The sequence below is a fragment of the Novosphingobium sp. BL-A-41-Hi4B-X5A genome, from assembly GCF_055521705.1.
This window is the reverse complement of record NZ_CM145500.1, coordinates 1,801,816-1,826,532: the sequence shown is the minus strand read 5'-3', so window position 1 is coordinate 1,826,532 and position 24,717 is coordinate 1,801,816. Positions and strand designations below refer to the sequence as shown.

The following is a 24,717-nucleotide window of genomic DNA, read 5'->3' as shown; positions in this document are numbered from 1 at the left end:
CGGCTTATCCCTCAAGCATTTCCGACAATTTCTGCCGTGCCCGGTAGATCCGCGTTTCGACGGCCTTCTCGGTAAGGCCGAGCACGTCGGCGGCTTCGGCCATGCTCATTCCTTCGAGGCGGCACAGGATCAGCGGGTCCTTGAGATTGGCCGGAAGCGCGGCGATGGCGGCCGAGACGCGGGCGAGCTCGCGCCGCGATATGGCTTCAGCTTCGGGATCGAGGCCGTGGTCGGCAACGTCGAAGGCATCTTCGAGGGGCCGCGCCATGCGGAACAGCCGCCGCACCGCACGGCGCCGCGCCCAATCACGGCACTTGTTGACGGCGATGCGCATCAGCCAGGCGCGAAACGGGCGGGCGGCATCGAACTTCGCCAGCGCGGCGAAGGCGGCGATGAACGCTTCCTGCGTGACGTCGAGCGCTTCGCCCTCGTCGCCGGTGTGGTGACGGGCGAGCCGGAACACGGCCTCGCGATGGCGGGCCATCAGCGTTGCGTAGGCGCTTTGCCTGCCGGCAAGCGCGCTGGCGACCAGCTGTGGGTCGCTTTCGTCTGGAGCGTCGCCCCCCGCCACCGGATCAGCGGCGGTCGGGCGAAGGGGGGGCGGGCGCGGTGAGGGCGCGGGCGATCTCGCGGTCGAAAATCGCCTGCTGGCTGGGGTTGAGCACTGCGCGCATCGCGAAGACATGGGCCAGCGTCGCCTTCTGCAGCTCGCCCATCGCCATGTGCGAGGCATCGACCGCGCCGGTCACCTTGGGGCCGATCTGGTGTTCGCTCTCGATCGCGCGGGCGAGATCTGCGTTCGAAGCGCGCAGGCGCTCGTCCAGCGTGCGGCGCTTGTTTGCGAATTCCGTCTCGAGCCGGTCGATCTCCAGGTTCTGCTGCGCCGAGAGATCGAGCTGCTCGTGCATCAGCTGGTGGAGTTCGCTGCCGTGGTGCATCGGCATGAAGCCGCGGGCAAAGTGGCTGGCGGCAAGGGCGACGGCGGCAGAGACCACTGCCACCACGACATAGCGCAAGGCCGCGCCCATCAGTCTGCCAGAAGGTGCGAGGGCGCGCCCGAAGGCACGCCGAACAGGGGTTCCGCCTGTGCAGGAGCTGCAGGGGCGACCGAGCCGACGATTCCGACGACGGCGGCAATCGCCACGGCCATCACCATGCCGCGCCGTGCCGTGGCACTCTCGCGCCTGCTGGCAATGCCGCGCATCACCTCTTCATCGATGACAGAGAGTGCAGGCGGTGGTGCTTTGGCGGCAAGAGCGCCCAAGAGTTCGTCGATATCGGCCATTGCTGGCTGGGTTCCTTTTTCCACGCAATTCCCATTACGCGCGCTCGGGCAAAATCCCTCAAGACAAAATTTGCGCTATGGCTTGAGGGATGGGCCTGCGCCTTGCGTATCACACTGCAGATCCCAACCCGAAAGGACTTCCCATGCGCCGTCTTGCGCTCCTTGCCGCTCCCGCCCTTGCCCTGCTGGCCATGCCTGGTGCGGCGCTCGCCCATCCCAAGCTCCTTTCGTCGAATCCGGCTCCGAACACCGCGGTGGCCAAGCCGACCACGTTGACGCTGACCTTCTCGGAAAATCTCGTCGGTCCGCTCTCGGGCATCGAACTGGTGATGACCGGCATGCCGGGCATGGCCAACCATGCGCCGATGCCGATCAAGGGCTTCAAGACCGCCGCTGCCGGCAAGGTCCTGACCATCACCCTGCCGCGCGCTCTTCCGGCGGGCAGCTATAACCTCAAGTGGCATGCGGTTGCTGCCGACCAGCACCGCATCGAGGGCCAGTACGCCTTCACCGTTCGCTGATCCGGCCAAGGGGGCGTGGAAACGACGGGCCTGCTGACTGCGCGGGCGGCGGCGTATCTTGCGCTGCTGCTCGTGGCGGGCATGCCGCTGCATGCGCTGGCGGCGGGGCGGGTGCTGGCGTTCCGCGCCCGACTTGTGCTGGCGCTGCTGGCCATCGTCGCCGCTTTTGCCTCTGCATGGTGGGCGCTGGAAAGCGTTGCCGCCATGGCCGGCATCAGCCTTGCCGAACTGGATCAGGCGACGGCGGAGGTCGTGCTGGCGCAGACGCCGCTCGGCAAGGTCATGGAATGGCGGCTGACGGCGCTGGCCGCAGTGTTCCTCGCCTGCTTCTTGCCGCTTCGCGTGTTGCGCCTGCCGATCCTGGCGCTGGCCGGGGGCATTGCGCTCGGCTCGGTGGCCTGGACGGGGCATGCCGGGGCCAGCGAAATGGCGCTTCACCGTGTATCGGACGTGGCGCATGTCCTTGCCGCAGCGACGTGGATGGGCGCTTTGGCCGTATTTGTCACTTCGGCTTTCTCCCGCGAGGGGGCTGACATTGCCGCACTTGCGCGCTTTGCCCGCACCGGCAGCGCGGTGGTGGCGGTCCTCATCCTGACTGGCCTGCTCAACACGCTGGTGATTGCCGGCTGGCCGATGGCGTTCGAGGCGCGCTGGTTCAGCATACTTGCGGTGAAGCTGGTGCTGTTCGCGGCCATGCTGGCGCTGGCCGCCGGGAACCGCTGGCGTATCGTCCCGGCGCTGGAGCGGGGCGATAAGGGCGCCACGGCACGTCTGCGCCGATCGCTTGTGCTGGAATTCGCTGCAGGCATCGGTGTTGTCGGCGCGGTAGCACTGCTTGGCGTGCTCGATCCCTTGGTCTGAGGCCAAATGGCAACAAAGAATTCCCATCCGGGCGCTTGACCGCGCAAGCCAGTGGCTTAGCTCTCTTGCCGCTGCAACCTGTCAACGGGAGAGAGCTATGTTCAGCCATGTGATGGTTGGCGCCGACGATATCGACGCTGCCAAGAAGTTCTACGATGCCACCTTCGCTGCGTTCGGCGGGCCGGAAGCGATCACCGATCCCAAGGGACGCCTGATCTATCAGCACAACGGCGGGCTGTTCATCGTGACCAAGCCGATCAACGGCGAGCCTGCCTGCGGCGCCAACGGTGGCACGATCGGATTCCGCATGAACCCGGAACAGGCCAACGCCTGGCACGCCGCCGGCGTCGCGGCTGGTGGTACGGCTTGCGAAGATCCACCGGGACCGCGTGAAGGCTCGCCCTACTACCTTGCCTATCTGCGCGATCCTGCCGGCAACAAGCTCTGCGCGCTGGACATTATCGCCTGATGACACTTGAAACGGTCTCGACTTCGAAGGCGCATGGCGGAACGCTGGGCGTCTACAAGCATGAGTCCGCCGCGACGGGGACGGGGATGACCTTTTCGGTCTTCCTGCCCCCGCAGGCGGTGGACGGCGCTAAGTTGCCGGTGCTGGTCTACCTTTCCGGGCTGACCTGCACCCACGCCAACGTCACCGACAAGGGCGAGTACCGCAAGGCCTGCGCGGAACTCGGTATCGTCTTCGTCGCGCCCGATACGTCGCCGCGGGGCGAGGGCGTGGCCGACGATGCGGAAGGCGCCTATGATTTCGGCCTTGGCGCAGGGTTCTACGTGAACGCCACGCAGGAGCCCTTCGCGCAGCACTATCGCATGTGGGATTACATTGCCGAGGAACTGCCCGCGCTGCTGGGCGCGAATTTCCCGGTCGATCTGGATCGCATGGGGATCACCGGCCATTCGATGGGCGGCCATGGCGCACTGACGCTGGGGCTGACGTACCCGGAGAAGTTCAAGTCGCTTTCGGCCTTCGCGCCGATCGTGGCGCCGGGGCAGGTGCCATGGGGGCACAAGGCTTTGGGCGGCTATCTCGGCGATGACCGGGCGGCGTGGCGCAAGCATGATGCCGTGGCGCTGATCGAGGATGGCAAGCGTCCGGCGGGTGCGGTGCTGGTCGATCAGGGCGATGCCGATGGCTTCCTTGCCGAACAGCTGCGTCCTGAACTGCTGGAGGCGGCGTGCAAGGCGGCGGGCGTGGACCTGACCCTGCGGCTACAGCCGGGTTACGACCACAGCTACAACTTCATCTCGACGTTCATGGAAGACCACATCCGCTGGCACGCCGAGCGGCTGTAAGGCTACTTGGCCCTCTCCCCTTCAGGGGAGAGGGTTGGGAGAGGGGCATTGCGCTGCGCCTTGCCCCTCTCAACTTCGGCTAGCCAGCAAGCTGACAAGCCTTCGTATCTCTCCCCTGAAGGGGTGAGAGCTTCGATCAGTTAACGCACGTCCTTAGCCACGGCGTCCAGCACGCCGTTGACGAACTTCGCCTCGCGCTCTTCGAAGAAGGCGTGGGCGACGTCGACGTATTCAGTGATCACCGTCGCCACCGGCACGTCCTTGCGCGCCATCAGTTCGTAGGAGCCGGCGCGCAGGATCTGCAACATGGTCTTGTCGAGGCGGGCGAGCGACCAGCCCTTGGCGAGCTTGGCCGAAAGCAACAGGTCGATCTCGTTGCGGCGGGCGTCGACGCCCTTCACGACGTCGTCAAAGAAGGCGACATCGGCCTTGAGGTATTCGACGTCCTCGATTTCCGCGCCGAGGCGGTGCTGGTGGAACTCGTCCAGCAGCAGGTGGAGCGCGGTCTGCTCCATGTCGGCCTGATAGAGCGCCTGCACGGCGGCGAGGCGCGAGGCGGCGCGGGCCTTGCCCGAGATCGCGTTCACAGGCCGAGCCTTACTTCGATGGAGCGGGCGTGGGCGGCAAGGCCCTCGGCCTCGGCAAGGGCGATGGCGGCGGGGCCGACGGCGGCAAGCGCGGCGTCAGTCGCCTCGATAAAGCTGGTGCGTTTCATGAAATCCAGAACGGAAAGGCCCGAGGAAAAGCGCGCGCGGCGCCCGGTGGGCAGGACGTGGTTCGGCCCGGCGACGTAATCGCCGACGGCTTCGGGGGTCATGCGGCCAAGGAAGACCGAGCCGGCATGGCGGATCTGGTCGAACAGGACCTGCGGATCGTCGGTGGCGATCTCGACGTGTTCGGCGGCAAGGGCATTGGCCAGCGCGGGCGCTTCATCGAGCGAGTCCACGACGATGATCACGCCGTAATCGTCCCAGCTGGCCTTGGCGACCCTGGCGGTCGGCAGCATGGCAATCTCGACGCCGACCATGTCCGCCACCTGATCGGCAAAGGCGGCATCGTCGGTGATCAGGATCGACTGGGCGACCGGATCGTGTTCGGCCTGGCTGAGCAGGTCGGCGGCGATCCACTGCGGGTCATTCTTCGAGTCCGCAATCACGAGGATTTCGGAAGGCCCCGCGACCATGTCGATGCCGACCACGCCGAACAGCTGGCGCTTGGCTTCCGCCACCCAGGCATTGCCGGGTCCGGTGATGACATCGACCGGCTTGATCCGGGCGGTGCCATAGGCCAGCGCGGCCACCGCCTGCGCCCCACCGACGCGCCAGACTTCGTCGGCCCCGGCAAGGTGAGCGGCGGCGAGGACCAGCGGATTGGCCTCACCCTTGGGCGTCGGGGTGACGACGACGAGGCGCTCGACGCCGGCAACCTTGGCGGGAATCGCGTTCATCAGCAGTGATGAGGGATAGGCCGCGCGGCCGCCGGGGACGTAGAGTCCGGCGCCATCGACCGCGCTCCACCGCGCGCCGAGGCGCATGCCGCTGGCGTCGGTGTAGTCGCGGTTTTCCGGCAACTGGGCGCGGTGATAATCGCGGATACGCTGGGCGGCGAGTTCGAGCGCGGCGCGCAGATCGGGCTTCAGCGCGTCGAAGGCTTCGCGGCAGGCTTCGGGCGAAATGCGCCAGTCATCCTCGCCGGGGGTGTGGCCATCGAACTTCGCGGTATATTCGGCGAGGGCCTCATCGCCGCGCAGGCGCACGTCCTCGATGATCGTCTGCACGTCGCGCGCGACGTTCTCGTCGCTCTCGCGGCGGTCCTTGACGAGGCGGGCGAAGGCCTTGGCAAAGCCGGGATCGCTGGATTTCAGGCGCAGCATCAGGCGGCCTTCCTTGCGGCGACCATCTCGCGGAAGGCATCGACCAGGCCGCCCATGCGGGCGCTGTCAGTCTTCAAGGCGGCGCGGTTGACGATCAGGCGGGCCGAAACGGGGAGGATCTGGCTGGTTTCGACAAGGCCGTTCTCCTTGAGCGTGCGGCCCGTGGAAACCAGATCGACAATGCGGCTGGCAAGGCCCAGCGAAGGGGCCAGTTCCATCGCGCCGTTGAGCTTCACGACTTCGGCCTGAACGCCGAGCCTTTCGAAGTGGCGGCGCGTCAGGTTGGGGTACTTGGTGGCCACGCGGGCGTGGCTTTCGCGCGCGTTCGCGCCGCTTTCGACCATGCTCACCGGCTCTGCCACCGAAAGGCGGCAGTGGCCGATGTCGAGATCGACCGGGGCATAGAGATCGGCATAGTCGAACTCGTCGATCACGTCCGATCCCACAACGCCCGCATGGGCCGCGCCATGCGCCACGAAGGTCGCCACGTCGAAAGCGCGGACGCGAATGATCTTCACGTCGTCGCGGTTGGTGGCGAAGGACAGTGCGCGCGAGGCCTTGTTAAAAAAATCGGCCTCGGGCACGATCCCGGCCTTCTCGAGCAGAGGCAGGGCCTCGTCGAGGATGCGGCCCTTGGGCAGGGCGAAAACGAGCGGTGCGGCGGTGGACATAACCCGCCGCCCTTATGGCAGCACGGCGCAAAGGGCAACCGAATGAACCCGATCATGGAGATCGAAGAGGCCGCAAAAGCCATAGAATGGCAGGCAGACCACGCCACGAACAATGGTGCACCCTGCACGGGGCGGGTGGTGCGGGCGCAATTGCGGCTGCTGGATGGCGACACCGAGGTCGGCAAGCGAATCGCGGCGTGGCCGGGAAAGCCGCTGGAGGACGCCTTGCCGCTGCGGCTGGCGGGCGGGCATCACAACCTTGTGCTGACAGGCAAGGACACGCGCCTCGCCCCGGTCTATCGCGGCGAGGTGACCGATCAGGCCGAGGTCGATGCGCTGGTGGTTGCGGCAACGCGCGAGCATGACGGCGAGTTGCTGCCGTGGCTCGACGGGCCGCCGCAGACCAACGAGGCGGGGCGGTCGGCCTCGATCATGGCGGCGCTGCTGTGGCTTTCGGCCCGCGTAGGCCCGCGCTTCGAGCTGAACGAGCTGGGGGCCAGTGCCGGCGTCAACACGATGATGGAGCGGTTCTTCTTCGATCTCGGCGGGACGACGGCTGGCCCAGCGGATTCGCCGATGCGGATCGTGCCAGAGTGGCGCGGGGCCCCGCCGCCGCAGGCCGAGGTCAAGATCGTGGGCATCAAGGGTTGCGACCGCGCGCCGATGAACCTTGCCGATCCGGAACAGGCGTTGCGGCTGAAGTCCTACGTCTGGGCCGAGGTGACGGAGCGCATCGGACGGATCGATGCGGCGATTGCCCTGGCCGGGGAGAAGGCCCCGGACGTGGTGCAGATGGACGCGGGCGACTTCGTGGCCGAACGGCTGGCGGCACCGCAGGACGCCGATACGACGCGCGTGATGTTCCATTCCATCGTCTGGCAGTACCTGCCGGGCGAGACCCGCGCGCGGATCGAGGCGCTGATGGCGCAGGCGGGCGCGAAAGCCAATGAATCTCGGCGACTGGCGTGGGTCATGCTCGAGACCAATCGCCAGACCTTCCGGCATGAATTGACCGTGCGACATTGGCCCGGCGGAGAGCAGCCCGTGCTGCTCGGTACTGCCCATGCCCACGGCGCCTGGGTGGAGTGGCTGCCCTAAGGTCTGCCTCACGAAACGAACGCTTTGCGCAATGGTTGAGCGAGGATGCGCCGCTCTTTTCTCCGCACTGTCGTCGTCCTGCTGGTGATCGCCTCGGCGGGTCTGGCGGGGCGTGAATGGCTGCAGCGGCATCCCGAGCATAACCCATGGGCGCCCCTGGCCTTGGCCGATCCGCCGGGCTGGGCGACGGCAATGAAGCTGCAGACGTTGCGGGGTGACCGTGCGGTGTGCGGCAGGTTTCTGGAAAGCAGCGGAATCATGGCCGAGGCCCTGCCGCCTGCCGGCGAAGGGCAATGCCTGCGGGATGACCGGCAGGTTCTGCAAGGGCTGGCGCAGGCGAAAGTGAAGCTGGCGCCGGGCGGAGCGCAGGCCACCTGCGCGATCGATGCGGGGCTGGCCCTGTGGCTGCAGCATGGCATCCAGCCTGCGGCGCAGCGGCTGCTGGGCAGTCCTGTTGCCTCGGTCGAGCATTTCGGCACGAGCAACTGCCGCCGGATCGGCGGCGGGTCGGAAGGGGCGTGGAGCGAGCACGCGACGGGCAACGCCATCGATGTGAGTGCGTTTGTGCTGAAGGACGGACGCCGCGTCTCGGTGCTCAAGGACTGGGGAGCGGGCGACGAGAAAGCGGCGTTCCTGCGAGCAGTACGCGACGCTGCATGCCAGAGCTTCTCGACCGTGCTGTCACCAGACTACAACGCCGCCCATGCCGATCACCTGCACCTCGATCAGGCGCAGCGCACCGGCGGCTGGGCGGCTTGCCGATAAATCTCAGCCAAGGAACCGGTCGAGCGCGGCATTCACCGTGTCCGGTGCCTCCCACGGCACGAAGTGCCCGCAATCGTGCACCGGTTCGATGGTGAGATTGGTGACAAGCTTGTCCATGCCATCGAGGTTGCATGGGGGCAGAGCCATGTCGTCCATTGCCCAGATCACCAGCGTGGGGATCTTGAGCGGCGGGACGGCGGCGTCCTGATAGCCCGCAGGCAGTTCGAACGGCGCGTCCATCGGCGGGACAGCCATCGGGCTGGCGCGATACCAGTTGAGCATGGCGATGGCGGCGTCGGAGTTCGACCAGTCCTTGAACAGGGCGGCGCGCTCTTCCTCTTCCATGACCGGCGAGCGGTTCCAGTTGAGGGCTTTCATCAGCAGCGCCCCGAGGCCGTGTTCGCGCACCATGGCGTCGTTTGCGGTATCGCGGAAGGCGCGCATGTACTGGCTCGCCTCGCGCTGCTGCCGGTCGGTCCAGAGCAGGCGCGGGAAGATCACCGGGTGCGGGGCATTGGCGATGACGGCACGGGTAACGCGCGTCCCTTGTCCTAGCAAGGCCACGCCCCATGCAATCGCACCGCCCCAATCATGGCCGAGGATCGTGAACTGCTGCACGCCCAATGCATCGGCAAGCTGGAAGATATCGCCGATCAGTTTGTCGGGCGTGTAGTTCTCCACGCCCTCCGGCTTGGACGAGCCGCGATAGCCGCGCTGATCGGGCGCGATGCAGCGGAAGCGGGAGGAGAGGTGCGCGATCTGGTGGCGCCAGGTGCGGTGGCTTTCGGGAAAGCCGTGGAGGAAGATCAGGGCCGGCGCATCGCGGGGGCCGACGTCCAGCACATCGAGTTCGATTCCGCTGGCAAGTTTCACGCGCGCAAGTGCAGTCATTCCGGAGCTCCCTCGTACATCTTTTGCGCATAGCCTGCTGCGACGACTGCGGCCATGCGGTCGTGCAGGGCATCGGGCGTGCGGCGCAATTCGCCGATTTCCTTTTCCATGCCCTCGCCCATGATGATCTCGCGCTCGCCTGCCGCTATGGCATCAAGCATCATTCCTGCGGCAATGTCCGGGTCGAGCCCGTTTTCGATGACCGCATCGCTGACCCCACGCCGTGACCCATCGGCCGTAATCGCGTTGCGCGAAACGTCGGTGCGGATCGAACCGGGCGCGATCACGTGGACCTTGATGCCAAGCCCGGCAACTTCGGCGCGCAAGGCATCGGAATATCCGAACAGCCCGAACTTGGCCGCGCTGTAGCCGGTGCGCATCGGCGAGCCGACCTTGCCGGCGATGCTGGAGACCATGACGATACGCCCTGACTTTCGCTGTGCCATGCGCGGCAGCAGCGCCTGTGTGAGGGCTATGGGCGCGAGCAGATCGACCGCGACGATGCGTTCATAGACGGGGAAGGCGGTGTCCAGCGCAAGCGAGCGCTGCGAGATGCCGGCGTTGTTGACCAGCATGTCGACGTGGCCTTGCCAGCCCCATGCCCGATCGGCCGCCTGAGCGGCGGCGGCGTAGTCTGTCGCCTCGAAGGGCAGGACGAGGGCGTTGCCGCATTGGCTGGCGATCCGGGCAAGCGCGGCTTCGTTTCGTCCCGACAGGATCAGTTGCGCGCCCTGGGCGGCCAAGGTTCGCGCCAGCGCGGCGCCGATGCCGGAGGACGCCCCGGTAATCCAAACGACTTGTCCAGCAAATGCCATCCGCACGTTCTCCTGTTTGGACCGACTCTTAATCGATCCATTAAGGGCATGGTGTCAGGGATTTGCCGGAGAGGGAAGAGCGGGAATTACAGGAGCGATCAGGCGACTCTCAGCACCGGGGGCGAACGCTCCGCGCGCTCATCGTGGTCCGACGTGCGGAACCTGCTGACGAGGCGGCGCAACTCCTCGGCCGCGCGGGCCAGTTCGTGGGCGGCGGCGTTGCTTTCCTCGACCATCGCCGCGTTCTGCTGGGTGAGCGTGTCGAGGTTGGCGAAGGAGCCGCTTACGCGAGCGAGTTCTGCCGATTGCCGTACCGCCGAGTCCGCGATTTCCGATACCGAGCCGCTGACCTGCGAAACTCTGGTCACGATGTCATCGAGCACCGTGCCGGTCCTGCCGACCAGGCTGACGCCCTGGGCGACCTGTTCGCTCGACGTCTGGATGAGGTGGCGGATGCTGCTGGCCGCGTCGGCCGACCTCTGCGCAAGCGCGCGCACTTCATTGGCGACAACGGCAAAGCCCTTGCCCGCATCGCCGGCGCGGGCTGCCTCGACCCCGGCGTTCAGGGCGAGCAGGTTGGTCTGGAAGGCAATGCCGTCGATCAGGGAGATGATCTGGCCGATTTCGTTCGACGAGCGCTCGATCTCGTTCATGGCAGCGACTGCGCTGGAGACGACCGTGCCGCCTGCTTGCGCAAACTGCTGCGCTTCCCCGATGGCTTCGCGGGTCTGGCCGGCATTTCGCGCGGTCTGGTTGATTTCCGCGCAGATGTCCTGCGTGACCGAGGTGTTCTGTTCGAGAGCGCTGGCCTGCTGTTCGGTGCGGCGTGCCAGATCGTCCGATGCGCTGCGGATTTCAGAAGAACCGCGCGTGATGTGATGGGTGGTGGTCGAGACCGCACCGACAAGCCGGTCGAGATCGGTCGTCGCGGCGTTGAAACTGTCCTTGAGTTTTGCATAGGCCGGGGGAAAGTCGACGTCGATCTTGGTGCGAAGATCGCCAGCGGCCAGTTCCTCCAGCCGCTGTTCCACGGCCGAGATCACCAGTCTCTGCTCGTCGGCAACGCGTTGCCGTTCTGCAGCCGTCGCCTCTTCCATGGCGCGCTTGTTCGCTTCTGCCTCAGCCTGGGCGATGATCAGGCGCTGCAACTGGACGCTGAGGAAAACCAGAGCTGCCGTTTCTGCAATCACGACCACCGCGTGCAGGACCACGCGGAGAAAATCGGCGCCATTGTTGTAGACAAGCTCGGGCGCGACGAAGTTGCCGAGCAGGTGATGGAGGGCGGTCAAGGCGGCTGCGGTGATGATCGCGCGCCAGTCTGCCAGCACGACGATAATCGCCAGGCAGGCGAAGAAGACCATGTGCAGGTCTATCATCCAGCTCGATCCGGCCCACTGATAGAGCAGGATCATCGGGAAGGTCATGATGCCAGCCGCAACGGCGCAGCGCTGTGTAGTGTCACCCTGGCCGTTGAGGGCGACATAGGCAGTGAGGGCGGCCGCAATCGTCGCTGCGATCGGCGGCATGAATCCCGATCCTGCCCAGATTGCGCCGAGCCAGACGATCAGGGCGCCTATGATCGATGCGAACGCCAGGGCACGAAGGCCGTTGGCGCGAAGGGCCTGCAACTGATCCATTACTTTTCAATCCCTGGAGAGCTGGTGCACAGCCCAAGCGGGACCGCAATCGCGATCGCGCCGTGGCTTAGGGCAGAATACAAGGCGCCATCGGGCGCATGGTCGAGGACTATTCCGCCAAGCGGCGTCGTCCCGATGATCCGGGCTCCGCGACCGGTTGCCCAGCCTGCGTAAGAGGCAGAGCCTGTTGGCGAAAGGGAAAGCACGGCCAGCGCCGCGCCCTGCTTGGGGGCAAGTGCCGTTGCCGGAACAAGCGCGCAGGCAAGCAGCATCAGGCTGAGGCTGCCACGCTGGCGTTTCCTGTTCTCGTTTCCTGCGACCCGCATGGGACAAGGATAGCAAACGAGTCTTGCCGGTAAGATATTGGCTGATCCGGATTTATACGTGCAACGGGAGCCGCCCGTGCAGTTCCGGGCAGGTCGGACCTTGGTGGACGGCGGCTGCCGGCCTATGAGCGGGCGCGCCTGTCAGCAGGTTCGGAACAATGCGTCGGGATATCCAAGCACAGTGAACTATCGTCATTCCTTTCATGCAGGCAACAGTGCAGATGTCGTCAAGCACAGCTTGCTGATCGCGCTGGTGCGGGCATTGCAGCTCAAGGACGGCGCATTGACGCTGATCGACACCCATGCCGGTTGCGGGCTTTACGACCTTCATGGCGATCAGGCGCAGCGTACCGGCGAGGCCGCCCAAGGCGTGATGCGGGCATTTGCCGATGCGGACCCGCTGCTCGATGACTATCGCGCTGCAGTGCGGGCAGTGAACGGGGCGGGAAATGACGGGGCCGGGAATGAAGGGGCCGGGAATGAAGGGGCCGGGCCGCTGCTCTACCCCGGTTCGCCGCGCATTCTGGCGCAGCTGCTGCGCCCGCAGGATGCCCTGATCATCAACGAAAAGCATCCCGAGGACGCCTATGCCCTGCGCGGGGCAATGCGCGGCACGCCTGCTGCCGTGCATGAGCGCGACGCCTACGAGTTCTGGCTGGCGATGCTGCCGACGCGCACGCCGCGAGGGCTGGTGGTGGTCGATCCGCCTTATGAACAGACTGACGAACGCGCGCGGATCACCAAGACTCTCGCTGCCGCGCAGCGCAAATGGGCGCATGGCGTGACGGTGATCTGGTACCCGCTGAAGGACCGCTCGGCGCATGTGCACTGGAAGGAAAAGCTGCGCAGGCTGGGCATCGCGAAGCTGCTGAACGTGGAGCATTGGCTTTATGACGCCGACCAGCCCGGCATCTACAACGGCGCCGGGCTGTTCATCGTGAACCCGCCTTATGCGTTTACCCAGGCGCTGCCGCCGATGCTCGATGCGTTGCGCGAGGCGCTGGCGCCTGAGGGGCATCGCGGCACGCTCAAGGCTGAGTGGTTGAGCTGACGACTAGGGATAGCTGACGGTGGTCGCCACCTTCGGCAGTGGGATGAATTCTTCCTCGTCGCCCGGCACTTTCGGGAAGCGGCCTTCCTGCCAGTCGGCTTTGGCCTGGTTGATGCGGTCGCGGCTGGAGCTGACGAAGTTCCACCAGACGTGGCGCTTGGTCGAGAAAGCCTCGCCTCCCATCAGCATGACGCGGCCGCCGGTTTCGGATTGCAGTTTGACGACTGCGCCGGGGGCGAGGACGACGAGGTCGTAGAGGGCAAGGGGGTGGCCGTCGACCTGCGCTTCGCCGCCGACGAGCATGACGGCGCGTTCGTCCGCCTCGGCATCGATCGGCAGGGTGCCGCCGGGTGCGAGCAGGATTTCGGCGTAGATCGTGGCGGCGTGCTGGGTGGTCGGCGCGGTCTGGCCCCAGAGCGTGCCCATGATGACGCGAGCGCTGGCGCAAACGTCCTCGACCAGTGGCAGGGCGGTGACCTGTTCGAAGGCGGGAGCGATTTCCTCCTTGCCATCGGGCAGGGCGAGCCAGGTCTGCATGCCGTAGAGGTGGGGGCCGCCGGGGCGTTCGGTTTCGGGCGAGCGTTCGGAATGGACGATGCCGGTGCCGGCGGTCATCAGGTTGACCTGCCCCGGGCGGATCGTGGCAAAGGAGCCGAGGCTGTCGCGGTGGTCGATCGCGCCTTCGAAGAGCCAGGTTACGGTGGCGAGGTTGATGTGCGGGTGGGGACGCACGTCCATCGCGGTGCCGGCGGGCAGGTGGGCGGGGCCGAACTGGTCGACGAAGATGAACGGGCCGACCATTGTGCGCTGGCGCGAGGGGATGGCACGGCGGACCTCGAACGCGCCGAGATCATGGGCGACGGGGGTGATCGTCTGAATGATGGGATCGGTCACGCTTGCGCCTCCAGATCGAGCAGTTCGAGCAGGTTCACCGGAAACACCGGCTCGTGCCACTGTGCCAGTTCTTCGCGGGTAAACCAGCGAAATTCCTTGATAAGTTCGCGCTCGATCGCGGTGTGACCGGAGGTGTCGGGCGTGAAGCTTTGCGTGCGGACGCGGAAGAAGCGTTCGTCAGAGGTGATCGGTTCGCCTTCGAGGGTGAGGTAATCGTCGGCGCGGCGCGCGACTTCGGGTCCGCAACTGTCCACGGCGAGGCCGGTTTCCTCGAAGAGTTCGCGCACGGCGGCCAAGGCGAAGTCCTCGCCGGGATCGCATTCGCCGCCGACGCCGCACCAGAATGGGCGGCGGTCCTTCGGCGCGAAACGGATGAGGAGCAGGCGGTCGTGCTCGTCGAGCAGGAGGATGCGGGCGGCGCGCCTTATGCGCCTTGGCTTATTCACCGGGGGCTTTTGCCTTGATGGCAAGCGCGTGGACGCGCTGGCCGGGGAGGTCGCCCAGGGCCTTGTTGACCATGCGCTGGCGGGCAAGGCGCGACTGGCCGGCGAAGGCCGCGCTTTCGATCTCTACGGTGAAGTGGGATTCGCCGGTGCCATCATCACCCATGTGGCCCGAGTGCGAGGCGCTGTCGTTGATCACGGCAAGGCGCACAGGCGCCAGGGCTTCGGTCAGGAGTCGTTCGATTTCCTGTGCAACTGGTCCCGTCATGTCTTCCCTTCCTGACTTCCCGTCGCCATGTGGGGCGCAAATGCGTAATGACAAGTTCCACGGCCGCGTCCAGGGCACAGGGCGTGTGTGCAATGCTCCCGGTTGTGACGAGCCGGGCGAATTCCGCGCGCCGGGCGTGCGCTCTTCGGGCTTCGACGGGCCGGGCGATTATCGCTGGTTCTGCCTTGAACACGTGCGGCAGTTCAATTCGGGATACGATTTCTTTGCCGGGATGACGCCGGAGGAGATTCTCAAGGCGCAATCGCCACTGGCCGGCTGGGAGCGCGAGACGCGGGCGTTCCGGCCCGATGCCGGGATCGATCAGGCGCCGCGCTGGGCAGACTTTGCCGATCCTCTGGAGGCGATTGCCCAGCGTGCCAAGGCGCGACGGGCCGATCACCAAAGGGCGGCCGATGCGGCGCGGCGCGGGATCAGTCCGGACGAGCGCAAGGCCTATGATGCGCTGCACCTGGCCTATGATGCCGATCGTCGGCAGTTGCGGCAGAGCTATTCCGAACTGGTGCGCAAGTACCACCCAGATCGCAACGGCGGCGACCGTACGTTCGAAGGGCGGCTGCAGGAAGTGGTCGAAGCGTACAACCTGCTCAAGGGCAGTGCGCTGTTCGCCTGATTTTCCGGCGTTGCATGACATTTGTCGCGCCAGTCTGGTGACGTCTCGCACAGACTTTTCATAGGAAATTTCCTATGTCCTCCGTGCCAACAGCACATGGAGGCACGGACATGGCTTACGTCATCAAGAACGGAATCCTCAACGACAACTCCAATCCCGTAAGACAGATCAAATCGCGCAACACCGGGGGCGCCTTTCCGGCCCCGCCGAAGATCGTGGTCATCCACTTTACCGCAGGCGGATCTGCCGCCTCTTCGGCCAACTGGTTCGCCTCGCGCGACAACACCAATTCATCGGCACACGTGGTTGTCGACCGGGATGGCTCGATCATCCAGTGCGTCAATTTCAACGAGGTGGCATGGCATGCGGGCAGGTCGAACTGGCGCGATCTCGTCGGGCTGAACAGGCATTCCATCGGCATCGAGATTGCCAACTGGGGCGCGCTGCGCGGCGGCGCTAACGGCTGGTACAACGCAGCCGGGCAGAAGGTCGACAATGTCGTGATGGCGGCTCACCGCAATGGCAATCCCGATGGATCACGCACGCCGATCGGCTGGGAAGCCTATCCGGCAGCGCAGTTCGAGGCCGTGGTCGCCTTGGTGCGGGCGCTGCGCGAAGTCTATCCGATTGCCGAGATCGTCGGGCATGACGACATCGCCCCGGTGCGCAAGTCCGATCCGGGGCCGGCATGGGACATGGTCCGCTTCCGCCAGCGTGCGCTGGGCGGGCGCGATCAGGATGGTGCGAATGTCGGGGTGGTCCGCTCTCCGGGCGGGCTCAACCTGCGCAGCGGCCCGGGGACGAACTTTGCCGTGGTCCAGTTGCTGGCCGACGGCAGCAAGGTCACGCCGATGGGCGTGAACGGGTCGTGGATCGAGGTTACCACGCTTGATGCGGCGGGCAGGCCGAACAAGACCGGCTGGGTGCACAGCCACTATGTCGACCTCGACTGAGGTCTGAAACGAAACGGGGCTCCCGAAGGAGCCCCGCAGCGTTTTCAGCAGTGCAGCCTGAGATCAGGCGGCGGCAGGCGCCGCATCGCGGACCGACTGATCGACGTAGTCGGCAAACTGCTGGAAGTTGTCCACGAACTTGTGGACCAGTTCCTGCGCGGTCTTGTCGTATTCCTCGGCGTCCGCCCAGGCAGAGCGCGGATCGAGCAGGCGGGTTTCGACGCCGGGAACTTCGACCGGAACTTCGAAGCCGAAGTTCGGGTCCTTCTTGAAGGTGGCGTTGTTGAGGCTGCCGTCGAGCGCGGCGTTGAGCAGGGCGCGGGTTGCCTTGATCGGCATGCGCTTGATGCCCTCCTGCGTGGCCTTGCCGCCCGACCAGCCGGTGTTGACCAGCCAGCACTGCGCGCCGCCCTTGGCGATGCGCTCCTTGAGCAGATTGCCATAAACCGACGGGTGGCGTGGCATGAACGCCGCGCCGAAGCAGGTGCTGAAAGTGGCTTCCGGTTCGGTCACGCCGATTTCAGTGCCGGCGACCTTGGCGGTGTAGCCCGAGAGGAAGTGGTACATCGCCTGCTCCGGCGTGAGCCGTGCGATCGGAGGCAGAACGCCGAAAGCGTCAGCCGTGAGGAAGATGATGTTCGACGGCGGCGGCCCGAGGTTCTCGGCGCTGGTGTTCGGAATGAACTCGATCGGGTAGGCGCCGCGGGTGTTCTCGGTCTTGCTGGAATCGGTGAAGTCCAGTTCGCGCGTGGCCTCGTCCATCGTCACGTTCTCGAGGATCGTGCCGAACATCTTCGTTGTGGCATAGATCTCCGGCTCGCCCTCTTCGGAGAGGTTGATCATCTTGGCGTAGCAACCGCCTTCGAAGTTGAACACGGCGGTGTCCGACCAGCCATGCTCATCGTCACCGATCAGGGTGCGCGACGCATCCGCCGAAAGCGTGGTCTTGCCGGTGCCCGAAAGGCCGAAGAAGATCGCGCTGGTGCCATCGGCGCCGATGTTGGCCGAGCAGTGCATCGGCATGACGCCCTGGGCGGGGAGCAGGAAGTTGAGCAGGCCGAACACGCCCTTCTTCATCTCGCCCGAATATTCGGTGTTGCCGATGAGGATCAGCTTCTCGGTGAAGTTGACCGCGATCACGGTGTCGCTGCGGCAACCATGGCGTTCCGGATCAGCCTTGAAGCTGGGCAGGTTGAGGATGGTGTATTCCGGCACGAACGAGGCAAGCTCTTCAGCCTTGGGGCGCACCAGCAGGGTGCGGACGAACAGGCTGTGCCAGGCCATCTGCGTGACCACGCGCACATTGACGCGATATTCGGGCTGGCTGCCGCCGAACAGGTCGGCGACATAAAGTTCTTGCTGACCCTCCATGGCAGCGAGGAAATCCGCCTTCAGGTTGGCCCAGTGATCAACCGACATAGGCTGGTTGATCTTGCCCCAGTTGATCGAATTCTCGGTGGTAGCGTCGCGGACAATGAACTTGTCCTTGACGCTGCGGCCAGTGAACTTGCCGGTGTCGACAAGCAGTGCCCCGTCCTTTGTCAGCCGTCCTTCGCCCTTGCGCACCGCATGTTCGACAAGCGGCGCAGTACCGAGATTGGCGAACAGCACTGCCGGTTCGGGGAAGCCCTGGCTGGCGAGGGACACGTTCAGGCTGGTATCGGACACTTGGGGCCTCCCGTTGGTGGCGCTTCGGACAGGGTTTTGCCCGCTTGCGCACGGATTGCGAATACGAATGCGCTGATTCTCGACCTGCGCATAGTCACCTGCGTTTGCTGCGTCAAATGACACGCGGCAACGAAGTTTTTTTGCGCATCGGGTTGCGTTCCATGCAACTGTAAATGTTGCAGTGCAGCGGCATTTGCGCTTGAAGTTGCAAGCTTTGCTTCGGCCCGGTATCGCTCGAAACCATGGCCACGCCGCAACCGCCTCGCGCCGAAAGCGCAGACATGCCGCGCACGATCGCGCTTGTGGATGATGACCGCAACATCCTGACAACGGTTTCGATCGCGCTGCAGACCGAGGGCTTTGCCACGCGGCTTTACAATGATGGCGATGCCGCCCTGAAGGCGCTGCTCGACAATCCGCCGGATCTGGCGGTGTGCGACATCAAGATGCCGCGCATGGACGGGCTGGAATTGCTGCGCCGCCTGCGCGAGAAGAGCGATCTGCCGGTCATCTTCCTGACCAGCAAGGACGACGAGGCCGACGAGGCGCTCGGTCTGTCGATGGGGGCTGACGACTACATCGCCAAACCGTTCAGCCAGCGACTGCTCGTGGCGCGGATAAAGGCCATTTTGCGGCGCAGCGAAATCGTGCGGCGCGAGGCTGCCGAACTGGAAGCGGACAGCGAACCTTTGCCCGAGCCGATCCGTCGCGGGCGGCTGGTTATGGATCCGGCGCGCCATGCGGTGACATGGGGCAGCGAGCCGGTTTCGCTGACGGTTACGGAATTCCTCATTCTTGAGGCGCTGGCGATAAGGCCGGGCGTGGTGAAGACGCGCAACCAGTTGATGGATGCGGCCTACCACGACGACGTGTTCGTCGATGACCGCACGATCGACAGCCACATCAAGCGCCTGAGGCGCAAGTTCCGCGCAGTGGATGGCGAGTTCGGAGCGATCGAGACCCTCTACGGCGCCGGGTACAGTTTTGCCGAAGACTGACGGCCGTGTTCAGCCGGGTTTGCGTCGGCGGCGCCTGCGGGCGCTGTGGCGTATCCGCGGCGTCTCGCTGACCACGCGCATCCTGTTCGTCAACGTCATTGCCCTGGCGCTGCTGGCGGGCGGGTTCTTCTATCTCGACAGCTATCGCACCCAGCTGATCGAGGAGCGGTTCAAGCTGGCGCGGGCCGAGGCGGAGATTGCTGCCGATGCCTTGGATGGGGCGAAGATGGCGCAACGCAAGGAACTGCTGGCGCGGATCGGCACCGATCAGGTGCTGCGCCTGCGGCTCTACGATCCTGAAAGCCAGTTGCTGGCCGACAGCTTCGGCCTCGCCCCCCCGTCGTTCGCGCTGATCAATCCCGAGACCGAGCCGTGGTATCAGAAGGCGGCGCGATTGCTGGACCGGGGCGTTGACTTCATCGTCAACGCGCCGACGGTGGAGCGCTACAGCGATACCTCCGAGCGGCCGGCCGGTAGCTGGCCGGAGATCAAGGCGGCGCGTCAATCGGGGCGGACGGAAGTGTACCTGCGCTATGCGCCCGACCGCACTCCGGTGATCACGGCGGCGACCCCGGTGGGCGACAAGGGCGAAGTGCTGCTGACCTTGCGCAACGCGCTCGACGTGACGCAATCGGTGCGCGATGCCCGCCAGACGCTGGTGATCATCATCGGCATTGCGCTGCTGCTGTCGGTGCAGCTCTCGCTGTTTCTGGCGCGGACGATCGTGCAACCATTGCGGGCGCTGGTGCGGGCGGCGGTGCGTGTGCGGCTGGGGCGCGAGCGCGAGGTGGTGGTGCCGCGCCTGCCCGATCGTGGCGACGAGATCGGCCTGCTGGCGCGGGCGGTTTCGGACATGACGACGGCTTTGCGCCAGCGGATCGACGCGGTGGAAAGCTTTGCCGCCGACGTGGCGCACGAGCTCAAGAACCCGCTGGCTTCGCTGTCGAGTGCGCTGGAAACGATGGAGCGGGTCGAAGAGCCGGCACTGCGCCGCCAGCTTTCCGACATTGCCGCGCATGATGTGCAGCGCATCGACCGCCTGATCACCGAGATCGCCGACGCGAGCCGGATCGATGCGGAACTGAGCCGCGCGACCTTTGTCGAGGTGGACCTCGCCTTGCTGGCCTCGCAGGTGGTCGGCGCACGCGATGTGCGGGCCAGCGCTACCGTGCCGATCCGGATGGCGCGACTGGAGGGCGAGACGACCGTGCCGGGCGATGCCGCGCGGCTGGAGCGCGTGCTGGAGAACCTGCTCGACAACGCGGTGTCATTCTCGCCGCCGGGCGGCAGCGTTGACGTCAAGGTCTGGGGTGATGGGGATTGGGCGCATATCGCGGTGAGCGATCACGGCCCGGGCGTGCCTGTGGCAGAGCGGGACAAGGTGTTCGAGCGGTTCCATTCGGTGCGGCCTGCGGAGGAAGCGTTCGGCGCGCACAGCGGCCTTGGCCTGGCCATCGCCCGGACGATTGCCGAAGCGCATGACGGCACGCTGACGATCCATGACCGGCCCGATGGCAAGGCCGGCGCCTACTTTCTGCTGAGCATTCCCCTCGCGGTGGAGGAGGAGGCGGAGTGAGCCGGGCGGTGCAACTGACTTGCGTGGCGATTGGTGGAAGGGGCCTGCTGATCGCGGGGGCGCCGGGGAGCGGCAAGTCCAGTCTCGCCCTGGCACTGATCGATCGCGGGGCGGTGCTGGTCGGCGACGACGGGGTGATGTTGGAGGCGAAGGCAGGCCGCCTGATCGTTGCCGCGCATCCCAATACGGCCGGAAAACTGGAAGTGCGCAACCTTGGCATTCTCGATTTCCCGGTCTCGGCCCCGGTCCCGGCGGCCTTGCTTGTGCGGCTGGCCAACGCCGCACCGCGGTTTATCGAGCAGGCGCAAGCATATGAATTGGAAGGAATTAGCCTTCCTTCGGTGGCGCTCTGGCCGGAGTCGCCGGTGCTGCCGTTGCGCGCTGAACTGGCGCTTTCGCGCTATGGGTTGACGTTTTCCTGATTGGGGACAGGTCCTTTTTGCGGACTTTCCAAGCGTGCGGCAAAGGCGCAAAGCGGGCTTCCGATGGCGCAAGACTCAAGCTCTCCAGACTCTGGCCCTCAGCGCATTCTCCTCGTCACCGGCTTGCTCGGCGCGGGGAAGACAACCGCGCTGCGCACGCTGGAGGATCTCGGCTGGGAGGCGATCGACAACTTCCCGATCCGCCTGCTTGATCGCCTGCTCGAGACCGAGCCGGGAACGGCGCGGATGGAGTCGGGCGCGCCGATGGCGATCGGCTTTGACACCCGGACGCGCGGGTTCGATCCGGCCAGGACGATCCAGCTGGTCAAGAAGCTCTCGCAGCGCAAGGACATCGAGGTCACCACCCTGTTCCTCGATTGTGGTGGGGCCGAACTGGAGCGTCGCTACAACGAAACGCGCCGCCGCCATCCGATGAGCGAGGACAAGCCGGCTTCGACCGGGATCATGGCCGAGCGCGAACTGCTTGAGCCGCTGCGACGCTGGGCCGACGTGGTGATCTCGACCACCAGCTTCACCTCGAACGACTTGCAGCAGGCGATTCGCGACCAGTTCGGCAATGTGACCGCCGCTGCGCCAACGCTGACGATCAGCAGCTTCGGCTTTTCGCGCGGGACGCCCCCGCTGGCCGATCTGGTATTCGACATGCGTTTTCTTGCCAACCCGCACTGGGTGGACGAGTTGCGGCCGCAGACCGGGCAGGACCCCGCGGTGGGCGACTACATCCGGCAGGACCCCGCTTTTGCCGAGGCTTTCGAGCGGATTCGCGATCTTCTTCTGCTGCTGCTTCCGTGTTATCGGCAGCAGGGCAAGGCCTATGTCCACGTGGCTTTTGGGTGCACCGGAGGCAAGCATCGTTCGGTGTTCATGGCCGAGCAGATCGCTTCAGCCTTGCGCGCGGAAGGATTTTCACCCACATTGCTGCATCGCAACCTCGCGTCGCGCGCGGCCGATCTGCTTGAAGGTCGGAAAGCTTGAGACAGCGGGGGAGAACAAGGATGGGCGGGGCAGCACTGGAAGCCATGCGTTTTGATTCCCAGTCGTCTTGCGCGCCCTGCAATCCTGCCAAGCTCGCGTTCATCGCCAGCAGTGCAGATTGCCCGGCCGCACTTCGGAGCCTGCCCCTTTCATGATCGGTCTTATTCTGGTTACCCACGGCGCTCTTGCCGACGAGTTCATTCATGCGATGGAGCATGTCGTCGGCCGACAAAGCGACGTGATCGGCGTGTGCATCGGCCCCAACGATGACATGGAGAAGCGCCGCAAGGAAATTGCCGACGCGATTCGGCGCGTCGACAGCGGCGAAGGCGTGATCATCCTCACCGACCTGTTCGGCGGAACGCCATCAAACCTTGCGATCTCGCTGATGCAGGCGGGGCGCGTGGAAGTGATTGCCGGGATCAACCTGCCCATGCTGATCCGTCTGGCCAAAGCGCGCAATTGCATGGGTGTGAAGGAAGCGACAGCCGCCGCGCGCGATGCGGGGCGGAACTACATAACGATCGCTTCGGAGTTCTTAGGGCAGGATGCATGAGATGGCAGAACAGGGTTACGTCACCCGCGAGACGGTAACGATCGTCAACCAGCGCGGCCTTCATGCACGGGCGAGCGCCAAGTTCGTCAACGCGGTGGCCAAGTTGCCGGCGGGGTTCGAAGTGACAGTAGCGAAGGATGGCACCGACGCCGCCGGCGCCTCGATCCTGGGGCTTATGATGCTGGGCGCGGCCAAGGGCGATACTGTCGATGTGAGCGTGGCCGGGCCTGAAGGCGAGGCAGACGCGATCCTGATGAAGCTGACCGGGCTGATCAAGGACGGCTTCGGAGAGGATTGATCCTCTTGCCGCAATGGCTGCACTGCCCCATGGCAGCGGCATGACCCGCAAGATCATCACCGGCTATTCCAATCCGACGGTAAAGTTCGTCCGCAGTTTGCGGGAGAAGAAGCACCGGCGGCGCGAGCGCAAGTTCCTGGCCGAAGGGCTGCGCCTGCTGACCGACGCGCGCGAGGGCGGGCGGCTGCCGGAAATCCTGCTGATGGCGCAAGGGCGCGAGGGGCATCCGCTGCTCGACGAGCTAGAGGCGGATGTCACCCGCGCCGGGGGCGAGGTGATCGAACTGCCGCTGGATATCCTGGCCAAGGTTACCGGCAAGGAGAACCCGCAGGCGGTGGCGGGGGTGTTTGCCGAGTGGGACACTTCGATCGGCCTGATCGATCGCAATTCTGCGCCGATCTGGTTGGTAGCGCATGCCATGCGCGATCCCGGCAATCTTGGCACGATGCTGCGCACGGCTGATGCGGTGGGTGCAGGCGGGTTGATCCTGATCGACGATTGCGTGGATCCGTTCTCGGTCGAGGCGGTGCGCGCCAGCATGGGCGCGATCTTTACCGAGCGGCTGGCGCAGGCGCGGTGGGATGAATTTCTCGGCTGGCTGCGTCAGGGCGAGGGGCAGCTGGTGGCGGCCAGCTTGCGCGAGGCCGTGTCCTATCGCGGAGCGCCCTACGCCAGCCCATGCTTCGTGATGGTCGGCAATGAATCACGCGGGCTGCCCGAAGATTACGAGATGGCCTGCGACTTGCGCGTGACCATGCCGATGAAGGGTCGCGCTGATAGTCTCAACGCGGCGGTGGCAGGCGCGGTGCTGGCCTACGAAGTGCTTGCCAGCCTGCCTGAATAACCACGTACCAACCGGTTAATCGCACGCTCAGTCGCGCGGGCGCATGGTCGCCTCATGCGTTCGACTCTTGCTCTTCTTGCGGTTTCGGCCTCGCTCATGGCCGGTTGCGCCACTGCGCCTTCGGGCAGCGCTGGGTTGTCCGGGACAGAGTGGACCATCCTGCGCGTCGATGGGGCGGCGCCGGTGGTGCCGGAGAAGGCTTCGCTGAAATTCGAGGACGAGCGGCTGAGTGCCAACGTCGGCTGCAACGGGATCGGCGGTGACTATCGCGTCGATGGCGTCCGGCTGGTCGCAGGGCCGTTGATGGCGACGCGGATGTTCTGCGAGGGCCCGGTGTGGCAGCAGGAAAAGGCGGTCAATGCGCTGCTCTCTGCTGCGCCCCAGATCGAGCGGCGCGGGCGGACGATGCGGCTGGTGTCCGGCGGTCATGCGCTAGATCTGGAACTTACCGCGGGTTGATCAATCCCCGGCGATGAAGGCGGTGATCTGCCACTGACCCTGCTTGGGTTCGGCAATCAGGCGATAGTCCAGCAGGCTGCGAAGCTTGCGCGTTTCGATCCAGCCCTTGGTGCCATCATGGGTGGTGACGCGGATCGCCTTGGCTTCACTGTCGAAATCCATCGGATCGATGCCGACAATCGTCCAGCCTGCCTGCGCTGAGGGTTTGCCGCCGGGCTTATCGAGGGGTTTGTCGAGCAGGGGCGTGTCGTCGCCGAGCACCAGCATGGCACTGTAGCTGTCGATGTCTTCCGGCACGTTCCAGAAGACCCACGGCATGGCGGCGAGCCCGCCTTGCACGGCGCAGCCGAGCGGCAGGATCGCGTCGAGCTCCTGCCACAGCTTCGTGTCGGGGTCATCGAGGCGCTTGACCAGTTCGGCAGGGCCATTGCCGCCGCCATAATCGAGCGCGATATCGGGGGCGGCGAGCTTGGATAGTGCTTGCGCGTCCCGCTTCCGGATCGCGGCGACCACGGCCTTGTGGAACGCAGGCCAGCCTGGCTGCTTCTGGCACTCGTCCCGCGGCGCGTAGCGGGCTTCCTTCACCGAAGTAGGCGCGGGGGT

Annotated in this window: 32 protein-coding genes; 17 read left to right on the top strand and 15 right to left on the bottom strand. The window is 65.5% G+C overall.

Annotated elements, in window-relative coordinates; all coding sequences use genetic code 11:
* Nucleotides 1–4: 4 nt before the first annotated feature.
* From ACZ1JY_RS08790 to ACZ1JY_RS08780, 3 genes are read right to left on the bottom strand one after another with little or no spacing between them, the layout of a single operon-like run.
* Entirely contained in the window at nucleotides 5–571 is a 567-nt protein-coding gene (locus ACZ1JY_RS08790; RefSeq protein WP_465129041.1) for an RNA polymerase sigma factor, read from the bottom strand.
* Nucleotides 572–575: 4 nt separating this feature from the next.
* Entirely contained in the window at nucleotides 576–1,028 is a 453-nt protein-coding gene (locus tag ACZ1JY_RS08785; protein WP_465129040.1) for a Spy/CpxP family protein refolding chaperone, read from the bottom strand.
* Nucleotides 1,028–1,285 carry a hypothetical protein gene (locus ACZ1JY_RS08780; RefSeq protein WP_465129039.1) on the bottom strand — a complete coding sequence of 86 codons (258 nt, stop codon included), beginning with the start codon at nucleotides 1,283–1,285 and terminating at the stop codon, nucleotides 1,028–1,030. Before ACZ1JY_RS08780 ends, ACZ1JY_RS08785 begins: the two co-directional genes overlap by 1 nt.
* 143 nt (nucleotides 1,286–1,428) lie before the next feature.
* On the opposite strand from ACZ1JY_RS08780, the gene copC reads away from it, so the two are divergent.
* From copC to fghA, 4 genes are all read left to right on the top strand, one after another.
* Nucleotides 1,429–1,806: a copper homeostasis periplasmic binding protein CopC gene (copC, locus tag ACZ1JY_RS08775; RefSeq protein WP_465129038.1), complete on the top strand. Its 378-nt coding sequence runs from the start codon at nucleotides 1,429–1,431 to the stop codon at nucleotides 1,804–1,806.
* Between the two features lie 15 nt (nucleotides 1,807–1,821).
* Nucleotides 1,822–2,667: a copper homeostasis membrane protein CopD gene (copD, locus tag ACZ1JY_RS08770; protein ID WP_465129037.1), complete on the top strand. Its 846-nt coding sequence runs from the start codon at nucleotides 1,822–1,824 to the stop codon at nucleotides 2,665–2,667.
* Between the two features lie 97 nt (nucleotides 2,668–2,764).
* Entirely contained in the window at nucleotides 2,765–3,136 is a 372-nt protein-coding gene (locus tag ACZ1JY_RS08765) for a VOC family protein (RefSeq protein ID WP_118073045.1), read from the top strand.
* Nucleotides 3,136–3,981: an S-formylglutathione hydrolase gene (gene fghA, locus ACZ1JY_RS08760; RefSeq protein WP_118073046.1), complete on the top strand. Its 846-nt coding sequence runs from the start codon at nucleotides 3,136–3,138 to the stop codon at nucleotides 3,979–3,981. Before ACZ1JY_RS08765 ends, fghA begins: the two co-directional genes overlap by 1 nt.
* A gap of 140 nt (nucleotides 3,982–4,121) precedes the next feature.
* On the opposite strand, the gene nusB is transcribed toward fghA, so the two are convergent.
* The 3 genes from nusB to hisG are packed head-to-tail and all read right to left on the bottom strand — an operon-like array spanning nucleotide 4,122 to nucleotide 6,525.
* On the bottom strand, nucleotides 4,122–4,568 hold the full coding sequence (nusB, locus tag ACZ1JY_RS08755) for a transcription antitermination factor NusB (protein ID WP_118073047.1): 447 nt from the start codon (nucleotides 4,566–4,568) through the stop codon (nucleotides 4,122–4,124).
* Complete coding sequence (gene hisD, locus ACZ1JY_RS08750; protein WP_465129036.1) at nucleotides 4,565–5,854, bottom strand: histidinol dehydrogenase; 1,290 nt, start codon at nucleotides 5,852–5,854, stop codon at nucleotides 4,565–4,567. Before hisD ends, nusB begins: the two co-directional genes overlap by 4 nt.
* On the bottom strand, nucleotides 5,854–6,525 hold the full coding sequence (hisG, locus tag ACZ1JY_RS08745; RefSeq protein ID WP_465129035.1) for an ATP phosphoribosyltransferase: 672 nt from the start codon (nucleotides 6,523–6,525) through the stop codon (nucleotides 5,854–5,856). Before hisG ends, hisD begins: the two co-directional genes overlap by 1 nt.
* Nucleotides 6,526–6,567: 42 nt before the next feature.
* Between hisG and ACZ1JY_RS08740 the strand changes: the two genes are divergently transcribed.
* The gene (locus ACZ1JY_RS08740) at nucleotides 6,568–7,623 is read left to right on the top strand and encodes a DUF2332 domain-containing protein (protein WP_465129034.1); all 1,056 of its coding nucleotides are present in this window, start codon (nucleotides 6,568–6,570) and stop codon (nucleotides 7,621–7,623) included.
* Nucleotides 7,624–7,668: 45 nt separating this feature from the next.
* Nucleotides 7,669–8,388 carry an extensin-like domain-containing protein gene (locus ACZ1JY_RS08735; RefSeq protein WP_465129033.1) on the top strand — a complete coding sequence of 240 codons (720 nt, stop codon included), beginning with the start codon at nucleotides 7,669–7,671 and terminating at the stop codon, nucleotides 8,386–8,388.
* Between the two features lie 3 nt (nucleotides 8,389–8,391).
* Here the strand turns inward: ACZ1JY_RS08735 and ACZ1JY_RS08730 are convergent, their stop codons facing one another.
* The 4 genes from ACZ1JY_RS08730 to ACZ1JY_RS08715 form a co-directional block, all read right to left on the bottom strand.
* Complete coding sequence (locus tag ACZ1JY_RS08730) at nucleotides 8,392–9,279, bottom strand: alpha/beta fold hydrolase (RefSeq protein ID WP_465129032.1); 888 nt, start codon at nucleotides 9,277–9,279, stop codon at nucleotides 8,392–8,394.
* Nucleotides 9,276–10,094, bottom strand: a complete 819-nt coding sequence (locus ACZ1JY_RS08725; RefSeq protein ID WP_465129031.1) for an SDR family NAD(P)-dependent oxidoreductase — start codon at nucleotides 10,092–10,094, stop codon at nucleotides 9,276–9,278. Before ACZ1JY_RS08725 ends, ACZ1JY_RS08730 begins: the two co-directional genes overlap by 4 nt.
* A 98-nt stretch (nucleotides 10,095–10,192) precedes the next feature.
* Nucleotides 10,193–11,731, bottom strand: a complete 1,539-nt coding sequence (locus ACZ1JY_RS08720; protein WP_465129030.1) for a methyl-accepting chemotaxis protein — start codon at nucleotides 11,729–11,731, stop codon at nucleotides 10,193–10,195.
* A complete protein-coding gene (locus tag ACZ1JY_RS08715; RefSeq protein ID WP_465129029.1) occupies nucleotides 11,731–12,057 on the bottom strand; it encodes a hypothetical protein in 327 nt (108 codons plus the stop codon). Before ACZ1JY_RS08715 ends, ACZ1JY_RS08720 begins: the two co-directional genes overlap by 1 nt.
* A gap of 181 nt (nucleotides 12,058–12,238) precedes the next feature.
* Here ACZ1JY_RS08715 and ACZ1JY_RS08710 point away from each other — a divergent pair, with 181 nt between their 5' ends.
* Nucleotides 12,239–13,108, top strand: coding sequence for a 23S rRNA (adenine(2030)-N(6))-methyltransferase RlmJ (locus ACZ1JY_RS08710; protein ID WP_465129028.1), 870 nt, complete (start codon nucleotides 12,239–12,241; stop codon nucleotides 13,106–13,108).
* A gap of 3 nt (nucleotides 13,109–13,111) precedes the next feature.
* Here the strand turns inward: ACZ1JY_RS08710 and ACZ1JY_RS08705 are convergent, their stop codons facing one another.
* Genes ACZ1JY_RS08705 through ACZ1JY_RS08695 form a run of 3 tightly spaced genes read right to left on the bottom strand, consistent with a single transcriptional unit; the run spans nucleotide 13,112 to nucleotide 14,713 of the window.
* Nucleotides 13,112–14,002, bottom strand: a complete 891-nt coding sequence (locus ACZ1JY_RS08705; protein ID WP_465129027.1) for a pirin family protein — start codon at nucleotides 14,000–14,002, stop codon at nucleotides 13,112–13,114.
* Nucleotides 13,999–14,448, bottom strand: coding sequence for an NUDIX hydrolase (locus ACZ1JY_RS08700; RefSeq protein ID WP_465129026.1), 450 nt, complete (start codon nucleotides 14,446–14,448; stop codon nucleotides 13,999–14,001). The genes ACZ1JY_RS08705 and ACZ1JY_RS08700 overlap by 4 nt, the downstream gene beginning before the upstream one ends.
* Nucleotides 14,441–14,713, bottom strand: coding sequence for a BolA family protein (locus ACZ1JY_RS08695; protein ID WP_118073059.1), 273 nt, complete (start codon nucleotides 14,711–14,713; stop codon nucleotides 14,441–14,443). The genes ACZ1JY_RS08700 and ACZ1JY_RS08695 overlap by 8 nt, the downstream gene beginning before the upstream one ends.
* Nucleotides 14,714–14,753: 40 nt before the next feature.
* Here ACZ1JY_RS08695 and ACZ1JY_RS08690 point away from each other — a divergent pair, with 40 nt between their 5' ends.
* Entirely contained in the window at nucleotides 14,754–15,344 is a 591-nt protein-coding gene (locus ACZ1JY_RS08690; RefSeq protein ID WP_118073060.1) for a J domain-containing protein, read from the top strand.
* 110 nt (nucleotides 15,345–15,454) lie between these two features.
* A complete protein-coding gene (locus tag ACZ1JY_RS08685) occupies nucleotides 15,455–16,297 on the top strand; it encodes an N-acetylmuramoyl-L-alanine amidase (protein ID WP_465129025.1) in 843 nt (280 codons plus the stop codon).
* A gap of 63 nt (nucleotides 16,298–16,360) precedes the next feature.
* Here the strand turns inward: ACZ1JY_RS08685 and ACZ1JY_RS08680 are convergent, their stop codons facing one another.
* Nucleotides 16,361–17,965 carry a phosphoenolpyruvate carboxykinase gene (locus ACZ1JY_RS08680; protein ID WP_118073062.1) on the bottom strand — a complete coding sequence of 535 codons (1,605 nt, stop codon included), beginning with the start codon at nucleotides 17,963–17,965 and terminating at the stop codon, nucleotides 16,361–16,363.
* 281 nt (nucleotides 17,966–18,246) lie between these two features.
* Here ACZ1JY_RS08680 and ACZ1JY_RS08675 point away from each other — a divergent pair, with 281 nt between their 5' ends.
* The 8 genes from ACZ1JY_RS08675 (at nucleotide 18,247) to ACZ1JY_RS08640 (ending at nucleotide 24,114) form a co-directional block, all read left to right on the top strand.
* On the top strand, nucleotides 18,247–18,963 hold the full coding sequence (locus ACZ1JY_RS08675) for a response regulator transcription factor (protein ID WP_118074648.1): 717 nt from the start codon (nucleotides 18,247–18,249) through the stop codon (nucleotides 18,961–18,963).
* Nucleotides 18,902–20,539 (top strand): sensor histidine kinase, encoded by a 1,638-nt coding sequence (locus ACZ1JY_RS08670; protein WP_465129024.1) that lies wholly within the window; start codon nucleotides 18,902–18,904, stop codon nucleotides 20,537–20,539. The genes ACZ1JY_RS08675 and ACZ1JY_RS08670 overlap by 62 nt, the downstream gene beginning before the upstream one ends.
* Complete coding sequence (locus ACZ1JY_RS08665; RefSeq protein WP_465129023.1) at nucleotides 20,536–20,961, top strand: HPr kinase/phosphorylase; 426 nt, start codon at nucleotides 20,536–20,538, stop codon at nucleotides 20,959–20,961. Before ACZ1JY_RS08670 ends, ACZ1JY_RS08665 begins: the two co-directional genes overlap by 4 nt.
* A gap of 63 nt (nucleotides 20,962–21,024) precedes the next feature.
* Nucleotides 21,025–21,957 (top strand): RNase adapter RapZ, encoded by a 933-nt coding sequence (rapZ, locus tag ACZ1JY_RS08660; RefSeq protein WP_465129022.1) that lies wholly within the window; start codon nucleotides 21,025–21,027, stop codon nucleotides 21,955–21,957.
* Between the two features lie 151 nt (nucleotides 21,958–22,108).
* A complete protein-coding gene (locus ACZ1JY_RS08655) occupies nucleotides 22,109–22,513 on the top strand; it encodes a PTS sugar transporter subunit IIA (RefSeq protein ID WP_039331580.1) in 405 nt (134 codons plus the stop codon).
* Nucleotide 22,514: 1 nt separating this feature from the next.
* Entirely contained in the window at nucleotides 22,515–22,811 is a 297-nt protein-coding gene (locus ACZ1JY_RS08650) for an HPr family phosphocarrier protein (RefSeq protein WP_039331581.1), read from the top strand.
* Nucleotides 22,812–22,851: 40 nt separating this feature from the next.
* On the top strand, nucleotides 22,852–23,655 hold the full coding sequence (locus ACZ1JY_RS08645; RefSeq protein WP_465129021.1) for a TrmH family RNA methyltransferase: 804 nt from the start codon (nucleotides 22,852–22,854) through the stop codon (nucleotides 23,653–23,655).
* Between the two features lie 54 nt (nucleotides 23,656–23,709).
* Complete coding sequence (locus ACZ1JY_RS08640) at nucleotides 23,710–24,114, top strand: META domain-containing protein (protein ID WP_465129020.1); 405 nt, start codon at nucleotides 23,710–23,712, stop codon at nucleotides 24,112–24,114.
* Here ACZ1JY_RS08640 and ACZ1JY_RS08635 read toward each other — a convergent pair whose 3' ends face one another.
* Nucleotides 24,115–24,699 (bottom strand): hypothetical protein, encoded by a 585-nt coding sequence (locus ACZ1JY_RS08635; protein ID WP_465129019.1) that lies wholly within the window; start codon nucleotides 24,697–24,699, stop codon nucleotides 24,115–24,117.
* Nucleotides 24,700–24,717 lie beyond the last annotated feature (18 nt).